We start from the raw sequence: 13,647 nt of genomic DNA on the forward strand, positions 1-13,647 counted from the left end.
TATATTATATTTTTTGCTATTTTTTAGTTATAAAAAAGATTTATTAATAAATTTATATGTATAACAAAAAATATTCAAATGTAAATCAATCATTCTAATTTTTATCAATTAATTATGACAAATATAAATCAAAAAATAACACCAGTTGGATTTCCTCATTTTCATTATATAAATGAAGACTTATATGTAGAAAATATTCCACTAAAAATATTATCGGAAAAATTAGATACTCCATTATATGTATATTCTAGAGCATCTATTAGGGAATCTTGGAATAAATATGCGAAAGCTATAAAAGACAAAAATGTATTAATATGTTATGGTATGAAAGCTAATTCTAATATCTCTATAGTTAAAGAACTAGGTTTTTTAGGAGCAGGTTTTGATATTGTATCAGGTGGTGAATTAAAAAAAGTAATAGCTGCTGGAATTAATACAAATAAAGTAGTTTTTTCTGGTGTAGGTAAGAAATCTTGGGAAATAAAAATAGCTTTAGAATATGGTATTAAATGTTTTAATATAGAATCAGAAAGTGAACTTAGAAAAATATCAAAAATTTCAAATATTTTGAATAAAAATGCTAATATTTCTATTAGAATTAATCCAAATGTAGATGCTAATACTCATCCTTATATATCTACAGGTCTAAAAGAAAATAAATTTGGTATAGATATAGAAGAAAGTTTAGCATTATATAAATTAGCTAGTACATTACCTAATATTAAAATAGTTGGAATAGACTGTCATATTGGATCTCAAATCACAGAATTAGCTCCTTATATAGATACAATTAATAAGATAATCAATTTTGCCAAAAAGTTACATAAAATAAATATCAATATTGAACATATAGATTTGGGTGGTGGCTTAGGAATTAAATATCATAATAACGATAAAATTTTTAATATAGAAGAACTTTTAGTTTTTTTTGCTGCTAAGCTCAAAGAAAATAACTTGCATAATATACAAATTATATTAGAACCTGGTCGTTCATTAGTAGGTAATTCTGGTATATTATTAAGCAAAGTAGAGTATATTAAAACTACTTTAACAAAAAATTTTGCTATTATTGATGCAGCTATGAATGATATAATGAGACCTGCTTTGTATCAAGCGTATCATGGTATTTTACCAGTATATAATAAAAATAATAATAAACAATACTATGATATAGTAGGTCCTGTCTGTGAAAGTGCTGATTGGATTGCTAAAAATAGATTATTGTCTTCTTTGAAAGAAGGTGATTTAATTGCTATAGAGTCAGCAGGTGCATATTGTATGACTATGGCTAGCAATTATAATTCCAGACCTAAAGCAGCAGAAATAATTGTAGATAAGGATAAATATTACATAATACGTCAACGTGAAAGTATTGAAGAAATAATTCAAAAAGAATTACTTATCCCTATTGAATAAATAATATTTTTTTATGGGTTTCATTTTCAGTGTCATTATTAAATAATACTATATTTTTTAAATCAGAAAGTAAAATAGAAAATTTACCAAAAGATTGTTTACCAGAAATTTGTTTTGTTGGAAGATCTAATGTTGGAAAATCAACTATTATTAATACTTTAACTAATAAGAAGAAATTAGCTTTTTCTAGTAAATTACCAGGTAGAACAAGATTAATTAATTTATTTAAAGTAAATGATTTAAAAAATTATACATTATGCTATTTAGTAGATTTACCGGGATATGGTTATGCTTCTGTTTCAAATAATATAAAACAAAATTGGACAAATATATTAAATAGTTATATACATAGAAATTCGATACTGTGTATAGTATTAATATTAGATATTAGGCGAGGATTAACAGATTTAGATAAATTATTAATTAATTATATTAATAATTCTAATTGTTTTAAATTAGTTTTAATAAATAAAATTGATAAATTATCTCATGAAAAAAGAATTTCTAAAATAAAAAATATAAAACAGCAATTAATAAAACTAAATTTATTTGATACTTTAGAGTTTTCTTCCACTAAAAAAATAGGTATAGACAATACTAATCAATATTTAGAAAAAATTATACTTAAAAAATTAAATAAAATTTGATTTTTTTAAGTTATATTAATTAGTTATATTAATTTTACATAAAATTAATATAACTATTGTTAATTACAAGTTATCTATCCACTAGCTCAATAATTGCCATTGGAGCATTATCTCCATTACGAAATCCAGCTTTTAATACTCTAGTATAACCACCACTTCTATTTAAACATCTAATACCAATAGTATTAAATAGCTTTAATACTGCTGCACGATCCCTTAATCTCGCAAAAGCTAATCGTTTATTAGCTACTGTAGGATTTTTTGATAAAGTAATTAAAGGCTCAATTATGCGCCTCAATTCCTTAGCTTTTGGTAATGTAGTATTTATAATCTCATGTGTTATTAATGATACAGCCATATTACGAAACATAGCAATACGATGACTACTAGTACGATTTAGTTTACGCAAACCTTTACCATGACGCATATTATATCCCTTTCCTTGAATCTATACTTTAATCTATTATTAAATAGATTATTGAATGTTTCGGATCTTCTATTGATAAATAAATTTATTAATTATCACGGCCCGATATTATATATTTTATAAAATAATTTAAAAATCATCTATAATTTTAGGAGGCCAATTATCTAATTTTGTAGAAAGCGACAGACCTCTAGAAGCTAATACTTCTTTAATTTCATTTAATGATTTACGTCCTAAGTTAGGAGTTTTTAATAATTCATTATCTGTTTTTTGTATTAAGTCACCAATATAATGAATATTCTCTGTTTTAAGACAATTAGCTGATCTCACTGTTAATTCTAAATCATCAACTGGACGCAATAAAATTGGATCAATTTGTGGAGCTCCAATATGATTTTCAGATTCTATTTTTTCATTAGTACCTTGTAGACTTGCAAAAACAGAAATTTGATCTATAAGAATTCTAGCAGCATTACGTATACAATCTTCAGGAGATATTGCTCCATTAGTTTCTACTTCCATTACTAATTTATCTAAGTCAGTACGTTGTTCAACTCTAGCACTTTCTACTTTATAGCTAACACGACGTACTGGACTAAAAGAAGCATCTAGTAATATCTTTCCAATTCCATTTTTAGAAATATTATTATCTTCAGATAATACACGTATATTACCAGGTTTATAACCTTTACCCTTTTCTACTTTAATTTGCATATTAAAGTCATTATTTTGAGTTATATTACAAATTAAATGATTAGGATTAATAATTTCTACATCATGAGGTAATTCTATATCACTAGCTAATAATGGACCAATTTTATTTTTTTTAACTTGTAATATAACTTCATTTTTATTATATATTTTAAACACGATACCTTTTAAATTTAAAATGATATCTACAACATCTTCTCTAATTCCTGGGATAGTAGAATATTCATGTAAAACATTTGAAATTTGAATTTCGGTAGGTGCATAACCATCCATTGACGATAATAATATACGACGTAAAACATTACCCAACGTATGCCCATAACCACGCTCAAAAGGTTCCATAATAATTCTTGCATGATTTAAGCCAATGGGTTCTATATTTATTAAACGTGGCTTTAAAAATCCATGATTAGACATGTAAAAAATTCCTATTTAATTTCACTATATAATTTATTATTAAGATTCAATATTAAAAAATTAAATGATTTATTAATTTAATATAGCTGTAAATATTAAATATACGGCTAAAATGAATCAACTAATTTATACTTAACGTGAATATAATTCTACAATCATAGATTCATTAATATCTTGTGCAACATCAGAACGATCTGGTGCAGATTTAAAAATACCTTTAAGTTTATCTATATCCAAATCAATCCATTGTGGAACACCAATACTTTTTAATAAATTAATTGACTCTATTATTCTCGTTTGATTTTTAGATTTTTCTCTAACAGATATTATATCACCAGGTTTCACATTAATAGAGGCAATATTCACTACTTTACCATTTAATTCTATTGATTTATGGCTTACTAATTGACGAGCTTCTGCTCTAGTTGAACCAAAACCCATTCGATATACAACATTATCTAAACGTGATTCTAATAGTTTAATTAAATTTTCACCAGTATTACCTTTGATACGATCAGATTCTTCAAAGTATTTATGAAACTGTTTTTCTAAAATACCGTACATTCTTTTGAGTTTTTGTTTTTCTCGTAATTGTGTACCATAATCTGAAATTCTAGTACCTGATGTTCTACCATGTTGTCCAGGTTTTGAATCTAATTTGCATTTAGAATCAAAAGAACGACGAGAGCTTTTAAGAAAAAGATCAGTACCTTCTCTTCTAGCTAATTTACATTTAGGTCCAATATAACGTGCCATTTTATTATTCCTTATATACGACGGCGCTTAGGTGGCCTACAACCATTGTGAGGAATTGGAGTTACATCTGAAATACTAGATATTTTTATACCTAATGCATTTAGAGCTCTAATTGAAGATTCACGTCCTGGACCTGGTCCTTTTATGCGAACATCAAGGTTTTTCATTCCAAACTCTAAAGCAATACGACCAGCAGATTCAGAAGCAACTTGAGCTGCAAATGGTGTAGATTTTCTAGATCCCTTAAATCCTGCACCACCTGATGTTGCCCATGATAATGTATTACCTTGTCTATCTGTTATAGTAATAATAGTATTATTAAAAGACGCATGTATATGCGCTATACCATCAGATACAACTTTTTTTATTTTTTTGCGGACTTTAGATCCACTTGTAGCAACTTTAACCATATTTTTTATTCCTTAGCTTACTTTTTCAAAGAAGCTGCAGCACGACGAGGTCCTTTGCGAGTTCTAGCATTAGTACGTGTACGTTGACCACGAACTGGCAAACCACGTTTATGCCTGACTCCACGGTAAGTACCTAAATCAATCAACCTTTTTATTGATAACTGTACTTCTCTTCGTAAATCACCTTCTACTGTAAATAAATTTACTTGTTCACGAATTTTTTCTAATTCTATATCAGTCAGATCTTGTATTTTTTTTGATAAAGATACACCTGCTTTATTACAAATTTGACGAGCACGTGCTCGACCTATACCAAAAATTGATGTTAATCCTATCTCAGCATGTTGCTGTGGCGGAATATTAATGCCTGCAATACGGGCCATAATTGTTCCTTAGTTCCTTAATAAATAATCTAATTAACCTTGACGTTGTTTATGTCTAGGATCTGTACAAATAATTCGTACAGTTCTATTGCGTTTAATAACTTTACAGTTTCGGCATATACGCTTAACTGATGCCATAACTTTCATAATTAACTCCTATTAATAGCCAAACATACTATCTATTTAGCTCTAAATATAATTCGAGCCCTAGTAAGATCATAAGGTGTTAATTCTACTGTAACCTTATCACCTGGCAAAATTCTAATATAATGCATACGCATCTTACCAGAAATATGTCCTAAAACTATATGGCCATTTTCTAATTTAACACGAAAATTCGCATTTGGAAGATTTTCAATAATCTCTCCTTGCATTTGTATTACATCATCTTTAGACATTATATTACTTTCATTATTTCTTAGTTAAATATGAATCTTTATTTATTTTTTTAATTAAAGATTCATATTGGGTTGACATAATATGTGTTTGAATTTGAGTCATAAAATCCATAGTCACTACTACAATAATTAATAATGATGTTCCACTAAAATTGAATGGAACATGCCAATACATAACTAATAATTCTGGTATTAAGCATACTATAGCAATATAAATAGCACCTGACAAAGTAAGCCTAGTTAAAATTTTATCAATATATCTAGCTGTATATTCTCCAGGCCTTATACCAGGGATAAAAGCTCCGCTTTTTTTTAAATTATCAGAAGTTTCTTTACTATTAAAAACTATAGCAGTATAAAAAAAACAAAAGAATATGATAGCAATAGTATAAAGAAAAAGATATATAGGTTGACGTGGTGCTAATATTGTTGCCAAATATGATAACATTGAATTATTACCATTAGAAAACCAACTGGACACTGTACTTGGAAATAAGATTATAGAAGAAGCAAAAATAGGGGGTATGACACCTGCCATATTTAACTTTAAAGGCAAATGAGAGCTTTGTCCACCATAAATTTTATTTCCCATTTGACGTTTTGCGTAATTTATATTTATTTTTCTTTGTGCTAGTTCAACAAAAACAACAAATAAAGTTACAGATATAATTAATAATAATATTAAAAAAGATGAAGTCATAGAAATCATGCTACTACTAACCATATCTAATAATGCTGTTATTGCTGAAGGTAATTCAGATACTATACCAGCAAATATTATTACAGAAATTCCATTACCAATAGCTTTCTCAGTTATTTGTTCACCTAGCCACATTAAAAACATGGTACCAGCTACTAATGTAAAAACGGTTGTTAATTCAAATAGAAAACCAGGATTTATTACCAGATCTTTTTGAGATTCTAACACTATAGATATACCTATAGATTGAATAGTAGCTAAAATAACTGTAAAATATCTAGTGTATTGCGTTAATTGCTTACGACCAATTTCACCATCTTTTTTTAAAGCTTCCAATGAAGGCAAAACTACTGACATAAGCTGAACAATAATAGATGCAGAAATATATGGCATAATACCTAAAGCAAATATAGAAAATCTAGATAAAGCACCACCAGAAAACATATTAAATAAACCTAGAATGCCATCTCTATTATTTATGAACAGGTTAGCCAAAGCATCAGGATTTATTCCAGGAACTGGAATATGAGAACCTAATCTATAAACAATTAACGATAAAAGTAAAAATATTATTCTTTTAACTAAATCATTATTTTTATTTGAATATAATCCATTACCCATAGATGCTTTTGCCTTTTTCACCACTAGCTACACTCCAAAATTCAAACTACCGATCCACCAGCTGCTTCTATTGAAGCACGAGCACCAGCAGTAAGAGACATTCCTTTTATCTTTAAACTACGATTTATAGTACTACCACCAGTATTAATAATTTTAACAGATTTAATTATTTGAGAAATAATACCTGCTAGCTTCAAATCATTAATATCTATTTCATCTTTATTTAAAGATAATAACTCTGAAATACGAACTTCATCAACAAATTTATTACTTTTAGAAGTAAAACCTCTTTTAGGTAATCTTCTTTGTAACGGCATTTGTCCACCTTCAAATCCAACTTTATGAAATCCACCAGCCCTAGATGTTTGTCCTTTATGACCACGGCCAGATGTTTTTCCTAAACCAGAACCAATACCTCTTCCAACTCTGCGTTTATTATGTTTGCTACCTAAAGCTGGAGATAAAGAATTCAATTTAAATAATGACATATAATTATATCCATAAATCTAAAAAATTTGAATTAAATAGTTAATTTTACGAATCATACCACGTGTTTCAGGAGTATTTTTGAGTATACTAATACTATTTAAACGATGTAATCCCAAACTTATAGCAGTTTCTCTATGAGATTTTTTTGTACCTATAAGGGAACGTATCAATTTAATTTTAATTTGATCATTAGACATAATATTCATTAACCTAAAATATCTTCAATACTTTTACCACGTTTAGCAGCTACTTCGCTTGGAGTAATAGATGATTTCAATCCTTTAAAAGTAGCTCTGACTAAATTATAAGGATTACTAGAACCTAAACTTTTAGCTACAACATTACGGATACCCATAACTTCAAAAATTGCTCTCATAGGACCACCAGCTATTACTCCTGAACCTTCAGAAGCAGGAGAAATTAATACTTTTGATGCACCATGCTTACCAACCACTGTATGATGTAAAGTACCATTTAATAAAGAAACTTTAAACATATCTCTCCTAGCTTTATCCATTGCTTTCTGAACTGCAGATGGTACTTCTCTAGCTTTACCTTTACCCATGCCAATACGTCCATCTCCATCTCCAACAACAGTTAAAGCAGCGAAGCTCATAGTACGTCCACCTTTAACTACCTTACTGACACGATTTACAGTAATCATTTTTTCACGTAAACCATCATCGTTATCTTTTTCTGTACTATTTTTACCTTGCATTTTAGCCATTTTTTATTCCTTACTTTTAAAACTTTAAACCAGCTTCACGAGCTGCATTTGCTAAGGCTTCTATTCGACCGTGATAACGAAAACCAGAACGATCGAATATTACACTACTAAGGCCCAAAGCAATAGCTTTTTCTGCTATTAATTTACCTACTATTGTAGCAGCATATTTATTACCACCTCGACCAGTTTTATCTATTAATTGATCTTTTACTTTAGATTCTAAAGTAGATGCACTAACTAAAATACGATCACCTTTAGGTGTAATTATATTTGCATATATGTGCAAATTAGAACGAAATATAGATAAACGATTAACATTATTAAGCTCAGCTATCTTGCGACGTGTTTGCACAGAACGACGTAAACGTGAATCTTTCTTATTCATAAATCTTCCTTCTAAATAAACATCACATTATTTTCTTTATTTTTTCTTAGTTTCTTTAATAATCACATGTTCATCAGAATACCTTACTCCTTTCCCTTTATATTGTTCAGGAGGACGATATGCTCTTATTTTTGCAGCAGCTTGGCCTACTACCTGTTTATCAGCACCTTTTAAAATAATTTCTGTCTGCGATGGACATTCAGCAACTATTCCAACAGGTAGTTGATAATTTATATCATGAGAATAACCAAGTTGAAGTTTAATAGAATTACCTAATATAGTTGCACGAAAACCAACTCCTACTAATAATAATTTTCTTTCAAAGCCTTTGCTTACACCTTTTACCATATTACTAATTAATGCACTTAAAGTACCAGACATTGCTATAGCATGTTGTAAATTATTTTTAGGTTTTACAAAAATTTTATTATTTTCAAAAGTTACATTTACTAAATTAGTCAAATTTTGTTTTAAAGAACCTTTATTTCCCTGAACAATTATTTGATATTGGTTTAATTCTATAGTAACACCATCAGGCACGATAACTGGATATTTAGCGATACGTGACATTCAAATTTCTCCTAAGACACGTAACACAAAATTTCACCACCAACATTATTAGATCTAGCTTTACGATCAGTCATTACTCCTAATGACGTTGATACAATAGCTACACCTAAACCATTCATCACTTGAGGAATTTTTGCGCTACTTTTATACACACGTAATCCAGGACGAGACACACGATCTATACGTTCAATAACTGGACGACCTGCATAATATTTTAATTGTAATTCTAAATAATTTTTAGAATTTATATTGCTAACTTTATAATTATCAATATAACCTTCTTCTTTTAATACAGAAGCAATAGCAACTTTTAATTTAGAAGAAGGCATATTCACAACAATTTTATCAGCGTGTTGTGCATTACGGATACGAGTCAACATATCAGCAATTGGATCACTCATACTCATATTATTAGTTTCCTTACCAGCTTGCTTTAGTAATACCAGGGATTTCACCCTTCATTGCCATTTCACGTAATTTATGTCTACATAGACCAAATTTACGAAATACACCACGTGCACGTCCAGTAACAATACATCTATTGCGTTGACGTGTTGGATTAGCATTACGTGGTAATTTTTGAAGTTCTAATCTAGCAGCATAACGTTCTTCAAGAGTTTTTGATTGATTATCAATTATTGATTTTAAATAATTGCGTTTATTTAAAAATTTTTTAACTAATGTAGCACGTTTAATATCGCGATTTATTAAAGACAATTTAGCCACTTTATATTTCCTTTAATTACGAAATGGGAATTTAAAAGCTACTAATAAAGCTTTAGCTTCTTCATCTGTTTTAGCTGTAGTATTAATACTAATATTAAGACCACGTAAAACATCTATTTTATCATATTCAATTTCAGGAAAAATAATTTGTTCTTTAATACCCATATTATAATTTCCTCTTCCATCGAATGATTTACTAGAAATTCCTCTAAAATCTCTTACTCTTGGTAAAGCAATAGATACCAAACGATCTAAAAATTCGTACATTCGTACTCCACGTAATGTAACCATACAACCTATTGGATAATTTTCGCGTATTTTAAATCCAGCTATAGCTTTTTTAGTTTTTGTAATAACAGGTTTTTGACCTGAAATTTTTGTTAAATCAATTAAAGCATTTTCTACATGCTTTTTATCAGTTACAGCTTCTGAAACACCCATATTTAAAGTAATTTTATAAATACGAGGCACTTCCATAATACTTTTATATTTAAATTGTTTTTTTAATTCATCTACAATTTTATTTTTATAAAGCTCTTGTAAACGAGACATCATTATAGCCCTTATATTATACTTTATCAGCACTAATTAAAGTACCGTTAGATCGAAATACTCGAACTTTGTTGCCATCTATATTCTTAATAATAACTTTATCTATTTTCTTAGTTTCTGTATTAAAAATAGCAACATTAGAAATATGTATTGGTAATGGTTTACTAATGACCCCACCTTTATTATTATTCATAGGGTTAGGTTTAACATGTTTTTTAACAAAATTAATTCCTTCTACTAGAACATAATTATTCTTTATTACTGCAGAAATGATACCTCGTTTTGTTCTATCCTTTCCTGATATGATTATAACTTCATCACCTTTTTTTATTTTATTCATAACAAGTTTCCTAAAGAACTTCAGGTGCTAAAGAGACTATCTTCATAAAGCGTTCTGTACGTAATTCTCTTGTTACAGGACCAAATATACGAGTACCAACTGGTTCAAGTTTCGCATTAAGTAATACAGCAGCATTGCTACTGAAACGAATTAAAGAACCATCTTTACGTCGAATACCTTTAGCTGTACGTACAACAACAGCATTATAAATCTCACCTTTTTTTACACGTCCACGCGGAATTGCATCCTTAACGGTAACCTTAATAATATCTCCAATACTGGCATATCGGCGCTTTGATCCTCCAAGCACCTTGATACACATCACATGACGTGCACCAGTATTATCTGCTACGTCTAATGTAGTCTGCATTTGAATCATGATTTTTTCCTGTCCCAACTTAGTAAAAAATTTTACCAGTTTTGGCCCCGTAAAGCGTCAAAAAATAGACACTATGAGTTGAAATTTAAAGAATCAATGCTTATTTTTTTGAAAAAAATAAGCATTAATCATGTATTTTAAATATTAAAATATATAATTGCAAGTATTATATCAATAAACAATTACATCATTAAAACAAAATATTATAATATAACAATTATACTTTTTTATATTTGCTTTTAAAAATTAAATAACTTTTACTGCTTCTAATAATCTAACTACGACCCAAGATTTAGTACGTGATATAGGACGACATTCCATTATTTCTACTATATCACCTTCATTATATTGATTTTTTTCATCATGAGCTTTATATTTAGCAGAGCTTTTAACAAATTTGCCTAATGTTTTATGCTTTACTTTTCTCTCTATTTCTACTACAACAGATTTATTCATTTTATTACTAATTACTTTACCAGATAAAGTTCTTTTAGTTTTAATCAGATTACTGTTTTCTTTTTTAGAATTGTCAGTCATTTAAATCTTCCTTCTTTTTTGAGTCAAGATAGTATGAATACGAGCTATATCACGCCTAATTTTTTTAATTTGACTATTATTATTTAGTTGCTGCATTGCTTTCTGCATACGAATACTAAATTGAGCTCTTAGAAGACTTTCTAGTTCTTTTTTTAACCATACCTCATCTTTTTCACGAAGATCAATAGCTTTCATAATATATTATTCCTTTAAACACCAATACGACGTGAAACAAAAATAGTAGCAATAGGTAATTTTGCTGCTGCTAAACGAAAAGCTTCTTTAGCTAATTCTTCACTAACACCTTCCATTTCATAAAGAACTTTGCCTGGTTGTATTTCTGAAACCCAGTATTCTGGATTGCCCTTACCGTTACCCATTCTTACTTCAGCTGGTTTTTGAGAGATAGGCTTATCTGGAAATATTCTTATCCAAATCCTTCCACCTCTTTTTATGTGTCTATTTATAGCACGACGTGCTGATTCAATTTGTCTAGCAGTTAATCTACCACGTTCTGTAGCCTTTAATGCATATTCACCAAAAGCTACAGTAGCTCCTCTAGTAGCTAAACCAGTATTTCTACCTTTTTGTTCTTTTCGATATTTTCTGCGAGATGGTTGTAACATATTTACTCTCCTTCACGCGTAGAATTAATAGTATTATTTGTTGCAGATACTTTTTCACGATTTCTACGTACATTATTAGTATCGCTAGTTTTATTTTCATGACGAATATAATGTTTACGTGATTTACGTTCTTCTTCCTTAAAATTTAAATTATTAGATTCTAAAGAATCAAAAGTATTTACCATATCGCCTTTATAAATCCAAACTTTTATACCTATTACACCATAGGTAGTTTGAGCTTCAGCAGTACCATATTCAATATTAGCCTTTAAAGTATGTAAAGGCACTCTACCTTCTCGATACCATTCAGTCCTAGCTATTTCAATACCATTTAATCTACCAGAACTCATTATTTTAATACCTTGAGCACCCAAACGCATTGCAGATTGCATAGATCGCTTCATTGCACGTCTAAACATTATTCTTTTTTCTAATTGTTGTGCAATAGAATCAGCTATTAATTGAGCATCAATTTCAGGTTTTTTTACTTCTTCAATATTGACATGAACAGGAACACCCATTAACTGTTGTAAGTTATTTTTCAAAATTTCAATATCTTCACCTTTTTTACCTATTACAACACCAGGACGGGCAGAAAATATAGTGATTCTAGCATTTTTAGCTGGTCTCTCAATTAATATTTTACTAACTGAAGCGCCTTTTAATTTTTTTCTAAGATATTCACGAACACGAATATCACCAGTTAATTTTTCACTAAAAGCCTTATCGTTAGCAAACCAACGTGAAGACCAATTATGTGTCACTGGTAAACGAAATCCAGTTGGATAAATCTTTTGACCCATTTTGATTCCTTAATTTGCAACTTTAACTGTAATATGACAAGCTTGTTTTTCTATTCTATTGCCTCGACCTTTTGCTCTAGCTGAAAAACGTTTCATAGATTGAGCTTTATCAACATAAATAGTTTTTATATATAATTCATCAATATCTGCACCAATATTATGTTCAGCATTAGCTATAGCAGATTCAACAGCTTTTTTAAGTATTCCAGCAGCTTTTTTAGATGAAAATTTAAGTATATTTAAAGCATTAGCTACTGATTTACCTCTAATTAAATCTGCAACTAATCTTGTTTTTTGTGAGGAGATATGAACTCCACGTATATTAGCAATAGTTTCCATATGACTACCTTTTAGCTTTTTTATCAGCTGCATGTCCTTTAAATGTACGAGTCAAAGAAAATTCACCAAGTTTATGACCTACCATATTTTCATTTATATATATTGGAATTTGTTGACGTCCATTATGAACTGCTATTGTAAGACCTATAAATTCTGGTAATATAGTGGATCTTCTAGACCATGTTTTTATTGGTTTTTTGTTTTTTGTCGCAATTACTGACTCTACTTTTTTCATTAAATGAGAATCAACAAATGGACCTTTTTTGATCGAGCGTGACATTTTATTAA

26 protein-coding genes are annotated in these 13,647 nt (G+C 29.0%); 2 read left to right on the plus strand and 24 right to left on the minus strand.

The window, feature by feature from the left end:
• The first annotated feature begins 114 nt into the window (after positions 1-114).
• Together lysA and yihA are read left to right on the plus strand one after the other, a co-directional pair.
• A complete protein-coding gene (gene lysA, locus CKSOR_RS03335; RefSeq protein WP_108674159.1) occupies positions 115-1,416 on the plus strand; it encodes a diaminopimelate decarboxylase in 1,302 nt (433 codons plus the stop codon).
• 29 nt (positions 1,417-1,445) lie between these two features.
• Positions 1,446-2,063: a ribosome biogenesis GTP-binding protein YihA/YsxC gene (gene yihA / locus CKSOR_RS03340; protein ID WP_108674160.1), complete on the plus strand. Its 618-nt coding sequence runs from the start codon at positions 1,446-1,448 to the stop codon at positions 2,061-2,063.
• A 70-nt stretch (positions 2,064-2,133) separates the two neighbouring features.
• Here yihA and rplQ read toward each other — a convergent pair whose 3' ends face one another.
• The 24 genes from rplQ to rpsS form a co-directional block, all read right to left on the minus strand.
• Positions 2,134-2,490, minus strand: a complete 357-nt coding sequence (gene rplQ / locus CKSOR_RS03345) for a 50S ribosomal protein L17 (protein WP_108674161.1) — start codon at positions 2,488-2,490, stop codon at positions 2,134-2,136.
• A 129-nt stretch (positions 2,491-2,619) separates the two neighbouring features.
• The gene (locus tag CKSOR_RS03350; RefSeq protein ID WP_108674162.1) at positions 2,620-3,618 is read right to left on the minus strand and encodes a DNA-directed RNA polymerase subunit alpha; all 999 of its coding nucleotides are present in this window, start codon (positions 3,616-3,618) and stop codon (positions 2,620-2,622) included.
• Between the two features lie 132 nt (positions 3,619-3,750).
• Positions 3,751-4,374, minus strand: a complete 624-nt coding sequence (gene rpsD / locus CKSOR_RS03355) for a 30S ribosomal protein S4 (protein ID WP_108674163.1) — start codon at positions 4,372-4,374, stop codon at positions 3,751-3,753.
• 11 nt (positions 4,375-4,385) lie between these two features.
• Positions 4,386-4,784, minus strand: coding sequence for a 30S ribosomal protein S11 (rpsK, locus tag CKSOR_RS03360; RefSeq protein ID WP_108674164.1), 399 nt, complete (start codon positions 4,782-4,784; stop codon positions 4,386-4,388).
• Positions 4,785-4,801: 17 nt separating this feature from the next.
• On the minus strand, positions 4,802-5,167 hold the full coding sequence (gene rpsM / locus CKSOR_RS03365; RefSeq protein WP_108674165.1) for a 30S ribosomal protein S13: 366 nt from the start codon (positions 5,165-5,167) through the stop codon (positions 4,802-4,804).
• Positions 5,168-5,200: 33 nt separating this feature from the next.
• Entirely contained in the window at positions 5,201-5,314 is a 114-nt protein-coding gene (gene rpmJ / locus CKSOR_RS03370) for a 50S ribosomal protein L36 (protein ID WP_108674166.1), read from the minus strand.
• Positions 5,315-5,346: 32 nt separating this feature from the next.
• On the minus strand, positions 5,347-5,565 hold the full coding sequence (gene infA / locus CKSOR_RS03375) for a translation initiation factor IF-1 (protein ID WP_108674167.1): 219 nt from the start codon (positions 5,563-5,565) through the stop codon (positions 5,347-5,349).
• A 13-nt stretch (positions 5,566-5,578) separates the two neighbouring features.
• Positions 5,579-6,907, minus strand: a complete 1,329-nt coding sequence (secY, locus tag CKSOR_RS03380) for a preprotein translocase subunit SecY (protein WP_422666643.1) — start codon at positions 6,905-6,907, stop codon at positions 5,579-5,581.
• 20 nt (positions 6,908-6,927) lie between these two features.
• A complete protein-coding gene (rplO, locus tag CKSOR_RS03385; RefSeq protein ID WP_108674168.1) occupies positions 6,928-7,374 on the minus strand; it encodes a 50S ribosomal protein L15 in 447 nt (148 codons plus the stop codon).
• Positions 7,375-7,392: 18 nt separating this feature from the next.
• On the minus strand, positions 7,393-7,572 hold the full coding sequence (gene rpmD / locus CKSOR_RS03390; RefSeq protein ID WP_108674238.1) for a 50S ribosomal protein L30: 180 nt from the start codon (positions 7,570-7,572) through the stop codon (positions 7,393-7,395).
• A gap of 8 nt (positions 7,573-7,580) precedes the next feature.
• Positions 7,581-8,102, minus strand: coding sequence for a 30S ribosomal protein S5 (gene rpsE / locus CKSOR_RS03395; protein WP_108674169.1), 522 nt, complete (start codon positions 8,100-8,102; stop codon positions 7,581-7,583).
• Between the two features lie 16 nt (positions 8,103-8,118).
• Positions 8,119-8,487 carry a 50S ribosomal protein L18 gene (gene rplR, locus CKSOR_RS03400; protein WP_108674170.1) on the minus strand — a complete coding sequence of 123 codons (369 nt, stop codon included), beginning with the start codon at positions 8,485-8,487 and terminating at the stop codon, positions 8,119-8,121.
• Between the two features lie 36 nt (positions 8,488-8,523).
• Entirely contained in the window at positions 8,524-9,057 is a 534-nt protein-coding gene (rplF, locus tag CKSOR_RS03405) for a 50S ribosomal protein L6 (RefSeq protein ID WP_108674171.1), read from the minus strand.
• Between the two features lie 11 nt (positions 9,058-9,068).
• The gene (gene rpsH, locus CKSOR_RS03410; RefSeq protein WP_108674172.1) at positions 9,069-9,464 is read right to left on the minus strand and encodes a 30S ribosomal protein S8; all 396 of its coding nucleotides are present in this window, start codon (positions 9,462-9,464) and stop codon (positions 9,069-9,071) included.
• Positions 9,465-9,477: 13 nt separating this feature from the next.
• Positions 9,478-9,783: a 30S ribosomal protein S14 gene (gene rpsN / locus CKSOR_RS03415; RefSeq protein WP_108674173.1), complete on the minus strand. Its 306-nt coding sequence runs from the start codon at positions 9,781-9,783 to the stop codon at positions 9,478-9,480.
• A gap of 12 nt (positions 9,784-9,795) precedes the next feature.
• Entirely contained in the window at positions 9,796-10,335 is a 540-nt protein-coding gene (gene rplE / locus CKSOR_RS03420; protein WP_108674174.1) for a 50S ribosomal protein L5, read from the minus strand.
• 16 nt (positions 10,336-10,351) lie between these two features.
• A complete protein-coding gene (gene rplX / locus CKSOR_RS03425) occupies positions 10,352-10,675 on the minus strand; it encodes a 50S ribosomal protein L24 (RefSeq protein WP_108674175.1) in 324 nt (107 codons plus the stop codon).
• A gap of 10 nt (positions 10,676-10,685) precedes the next feature.
• On the minus strand, positions 10,686-11,054 hold the full coding sequence (gene rplN / locus CKSOR_RS03430) for a 50S ribosomal protein L14 (RefSeq protein WP_108674176.1): 369 nt from the start codon (positions 11,052-11,054) through the stop codon (positions 10,686-10,688).
• Between the two features lie 246 nt (positions 11,055-11,300).
• Positions 11,301-11,591, minus strand: coding sequence for a 30S ribosomal protein S17 (gene rpsQ / locus CKSOR_RS03435; RefSeq protein WP_108674177.1), 291 nt, complete (start codon positions 11,589-11,591; stop codon positions 11,301-11,303).
• Positions 11,592-11,786, minus strand: coding sequence for a 50S ribosomal protein L29 (gene rpmC, locus CKSOR_RS03440; RefSeq protein WP_108674178.1), 195 nt, complete (start codon positions 11,784-11,786; stop codon positions 11,592-11,594).
• Positions 11,787-11,800: 14 nt separating this feature from the next.
• Positions 11,801-12,217, minus strand: coding sequence for a 50S ribosomal protein L16 (gene rplP / locus CKSOR_RS03445; RefSeq protein WP_108674179.1), 417 nt, complete (start codon positions 12,215-12,217; stop codon positions 11,801-11,803).
• A gap of 2 nt (positions 12,218-12,219) precedes the next feature.
• Complete coding sequence (rpsC, locus tag CKSOR_RS03450; protein WP_108674180.1) at positions 12,220-13,020, minus strand: 30S ribosomal protein S3; 801 nt, start codon at positions 13,018-13,020, stop codon at positions 12,220-12,222.
• A 9-nt stretch (positions 13,021-13,029) separates the two neighbouring features.
• Positions 13,030-13,359 (minus strand): 50S ribosomal protein L22, encoded by a 330-nt coding sequence (gene rplV / locus CKSOR_RS03455; protein ID WP_108674181.1) that lies wholly within the window; start codon positions 13,357-13,359, stop codon positions 13,030-13,032.
• 4 nt (positions 13,360-13,363) lie between these two features.
• Positions 13,364-13,639, minus strand: coding sequence for a 30S ribosomal protein S19 (gene rpsS / locus CKSOR_RS03460; protein WP_108674182.1), 276 nt, complete (start codon positions 13,637-13,639; stop codon positions 13,364-13,366).
• Between the last annotated feature and the right edge of the window lie 8 nt (positions 13,640-13,647).

The organism is Candidatus Kinetoplastibacterium sorsogonicusi (assembly GCF_003072465.1).
In the GTDB taxonomy this organism is placed as follows: domain Bacteria; phylum Pseudomonadota; class Gammaproteobacteria; order Burkholderiales; family Burkholderiaceae_B; genus Kinetoplastidibacterium; species Kinetoplastidibacterium kentomonadis.

What these genes read in the sequence shown, in the direction of transcription:
- rpsQ (WP_108674177.1), bottom strand. Translation starts at nt 11,591, where the DNA reads ATGACTGACAATTCTAAAAAAGAAAACAGTAATCTGATTAAAACTAAA.
- rpsD (WP_108674163.1), bottom strand. Translation starts at nt 4,374, where the DNA reads ATGGCACGTTATATTGGACCTAAATGTAAATTAGCTAGAAGAGAAGGT.
- rplR (WP_108674170.1), bottom strand. Translation starts at nt 8,487, where the DNA reads ATGAATAAGAAAGATTCACGTTTACGTCGTTCTGTGCAAACACGTCGC.
- rplO (WP_108674168.1), bottom strand. Translation starts at nt 7,374, where the DNA reads ATGTCATTATTTAAATTGAATTCTTTATCTCCAGCTTTAGGTAGCAAA.
- rpmC (WP_108674178.1), bottom strand. Translation starts at nt 11,786, where the DNA reads ATGAAAGCTATTGATCTTCGTGAAAAAGATGAGGTATGGTTAAAAAAA.
- lysA (WP_108674159.1), top strand. Translation starts at nt 115, where the DNA reads ATGACAAATATAAATCAAAAAATAACACCAGTTGGATTTCCTCATTTT.
- rpsC (WP_108674180.1), bottom strand. Translation starts at nt 13,020, where the DNA reads ATGGGTCAAAAGATTTATCCAACTGGATTTCGTTTACCAGTGACACAT.
- rplP (WP_108674179.1), bottom strand. Translation starts at nt 12,217, where the DNA reads ATGTTACAACCATCTCGCAGAAAATATCGAAAAGAACAAAAAGGTAGA.
- infA (WP_108674167.1), bottom strand. Translation starts at nt 5,565, where the DNA reads ATGTCTAAAGATGATGTAATACAAATGCAAGGAGAGATTATTGAAAAT.
- rpsM (WP_108674165.1), bottom strand. Translation starts at nt 5,167, where the DNA reads ATGGCCCGTATTGCAGGCATTAATATTCCGCCACAGCAACATGCTGAG.
- rplV (WP_108674181.1), bottom strand. Translation starts at nt 13,359, where the DNA reads ATGGAAACTATTGCTAATATACGTGGAGTTCATATCTCCTCACAAAAA.
- rpsS (WP_108674182.1), bottom strand. Translation starts at nt 13,639, where the DNA reads ATGTCACGCTCGATCAAAAAAGGTCCATTTGTTGATTCTCATTTAATG.
- rplQ (WP_108674161.1), bottom strand. Translation starts at nt 2,490, where the DNA reads ATGCGTCATGGTAAAGGTTTGCGTAAACTAAATCGTACTAGTAGTCAT.
- rpsH (WP_108674172.1), bottom strand. Translation starts at nt 9,464, where the DNA reads ATGAGTATGAGTGATCCAATTGCTGATATGTTGACTCGTATCCGTAAT.
- rpsE (WP_108674169.1), bottom strand. Translation starts at nt 8,102, where the DNA reads ATGGCTAAAATGCAAGGTAAAAATAGTACAGAAAAAGATAACGATGAT.
- CKSOR_RS03350 (WP_108674162.1), bottom strand. Translation starts at nt 3,618, where the DNA reads ATGTCTAATCATGGATTTTTAAAGCCACGTTTAATAAATATAGAACCC.
- rplN (WP_108674176.1), bottom strand. Translation starts at nt 11,054, where the DNA reads ATGATTCAAATGCAGACTACATTAGACGTAGCAGATAATACTGGTGCA.
- rplX (WP_108674175.1), bottom strand. Translation starts at nt 10,675, where the DNA reads ATGAATAAAATAAAAAAAGGTGATGAAGTTATAATCATATCAGGAAAG.
- rpsK (WP_108674164.1), bottom strand. Translation starts at nt 4,784, where the DNA reads ATGGTTAAAGTTGCTACAAGTGGATCTAAAGTCCGCAAAAAAATAAAA.
- rplF (WP_108674171.1), bottom strand. Translation starts at nt 9,057, where the DNA reads ATGTCACGTATCGCTAAATATCCAGTTATCGTGCCTGATGGTGTTACT.
- rplE (WP_108674174.1), bottom strand. Translation starts at nt 10,335, where the DNA reads ATGTCTCGTTTACAAGAGCTTTATAAAAATAAAATTGTAGATGAATTA.
- rpmJ (WP_108674166.1), bottom strand. Translation starts at nt 5,314, where the DNA reads ATGAAAGTTATGGCATCAGTTAAGCGTATATGCCGAAACTGTAAAGTT.
- rpmD (WP_108674238.1), bottom strand. Translation starts at nt 7,572, where the DNA reads ATGTCTAATGATCAAATTAAAATTAAATTGATACGTTCCCTTATAGGT.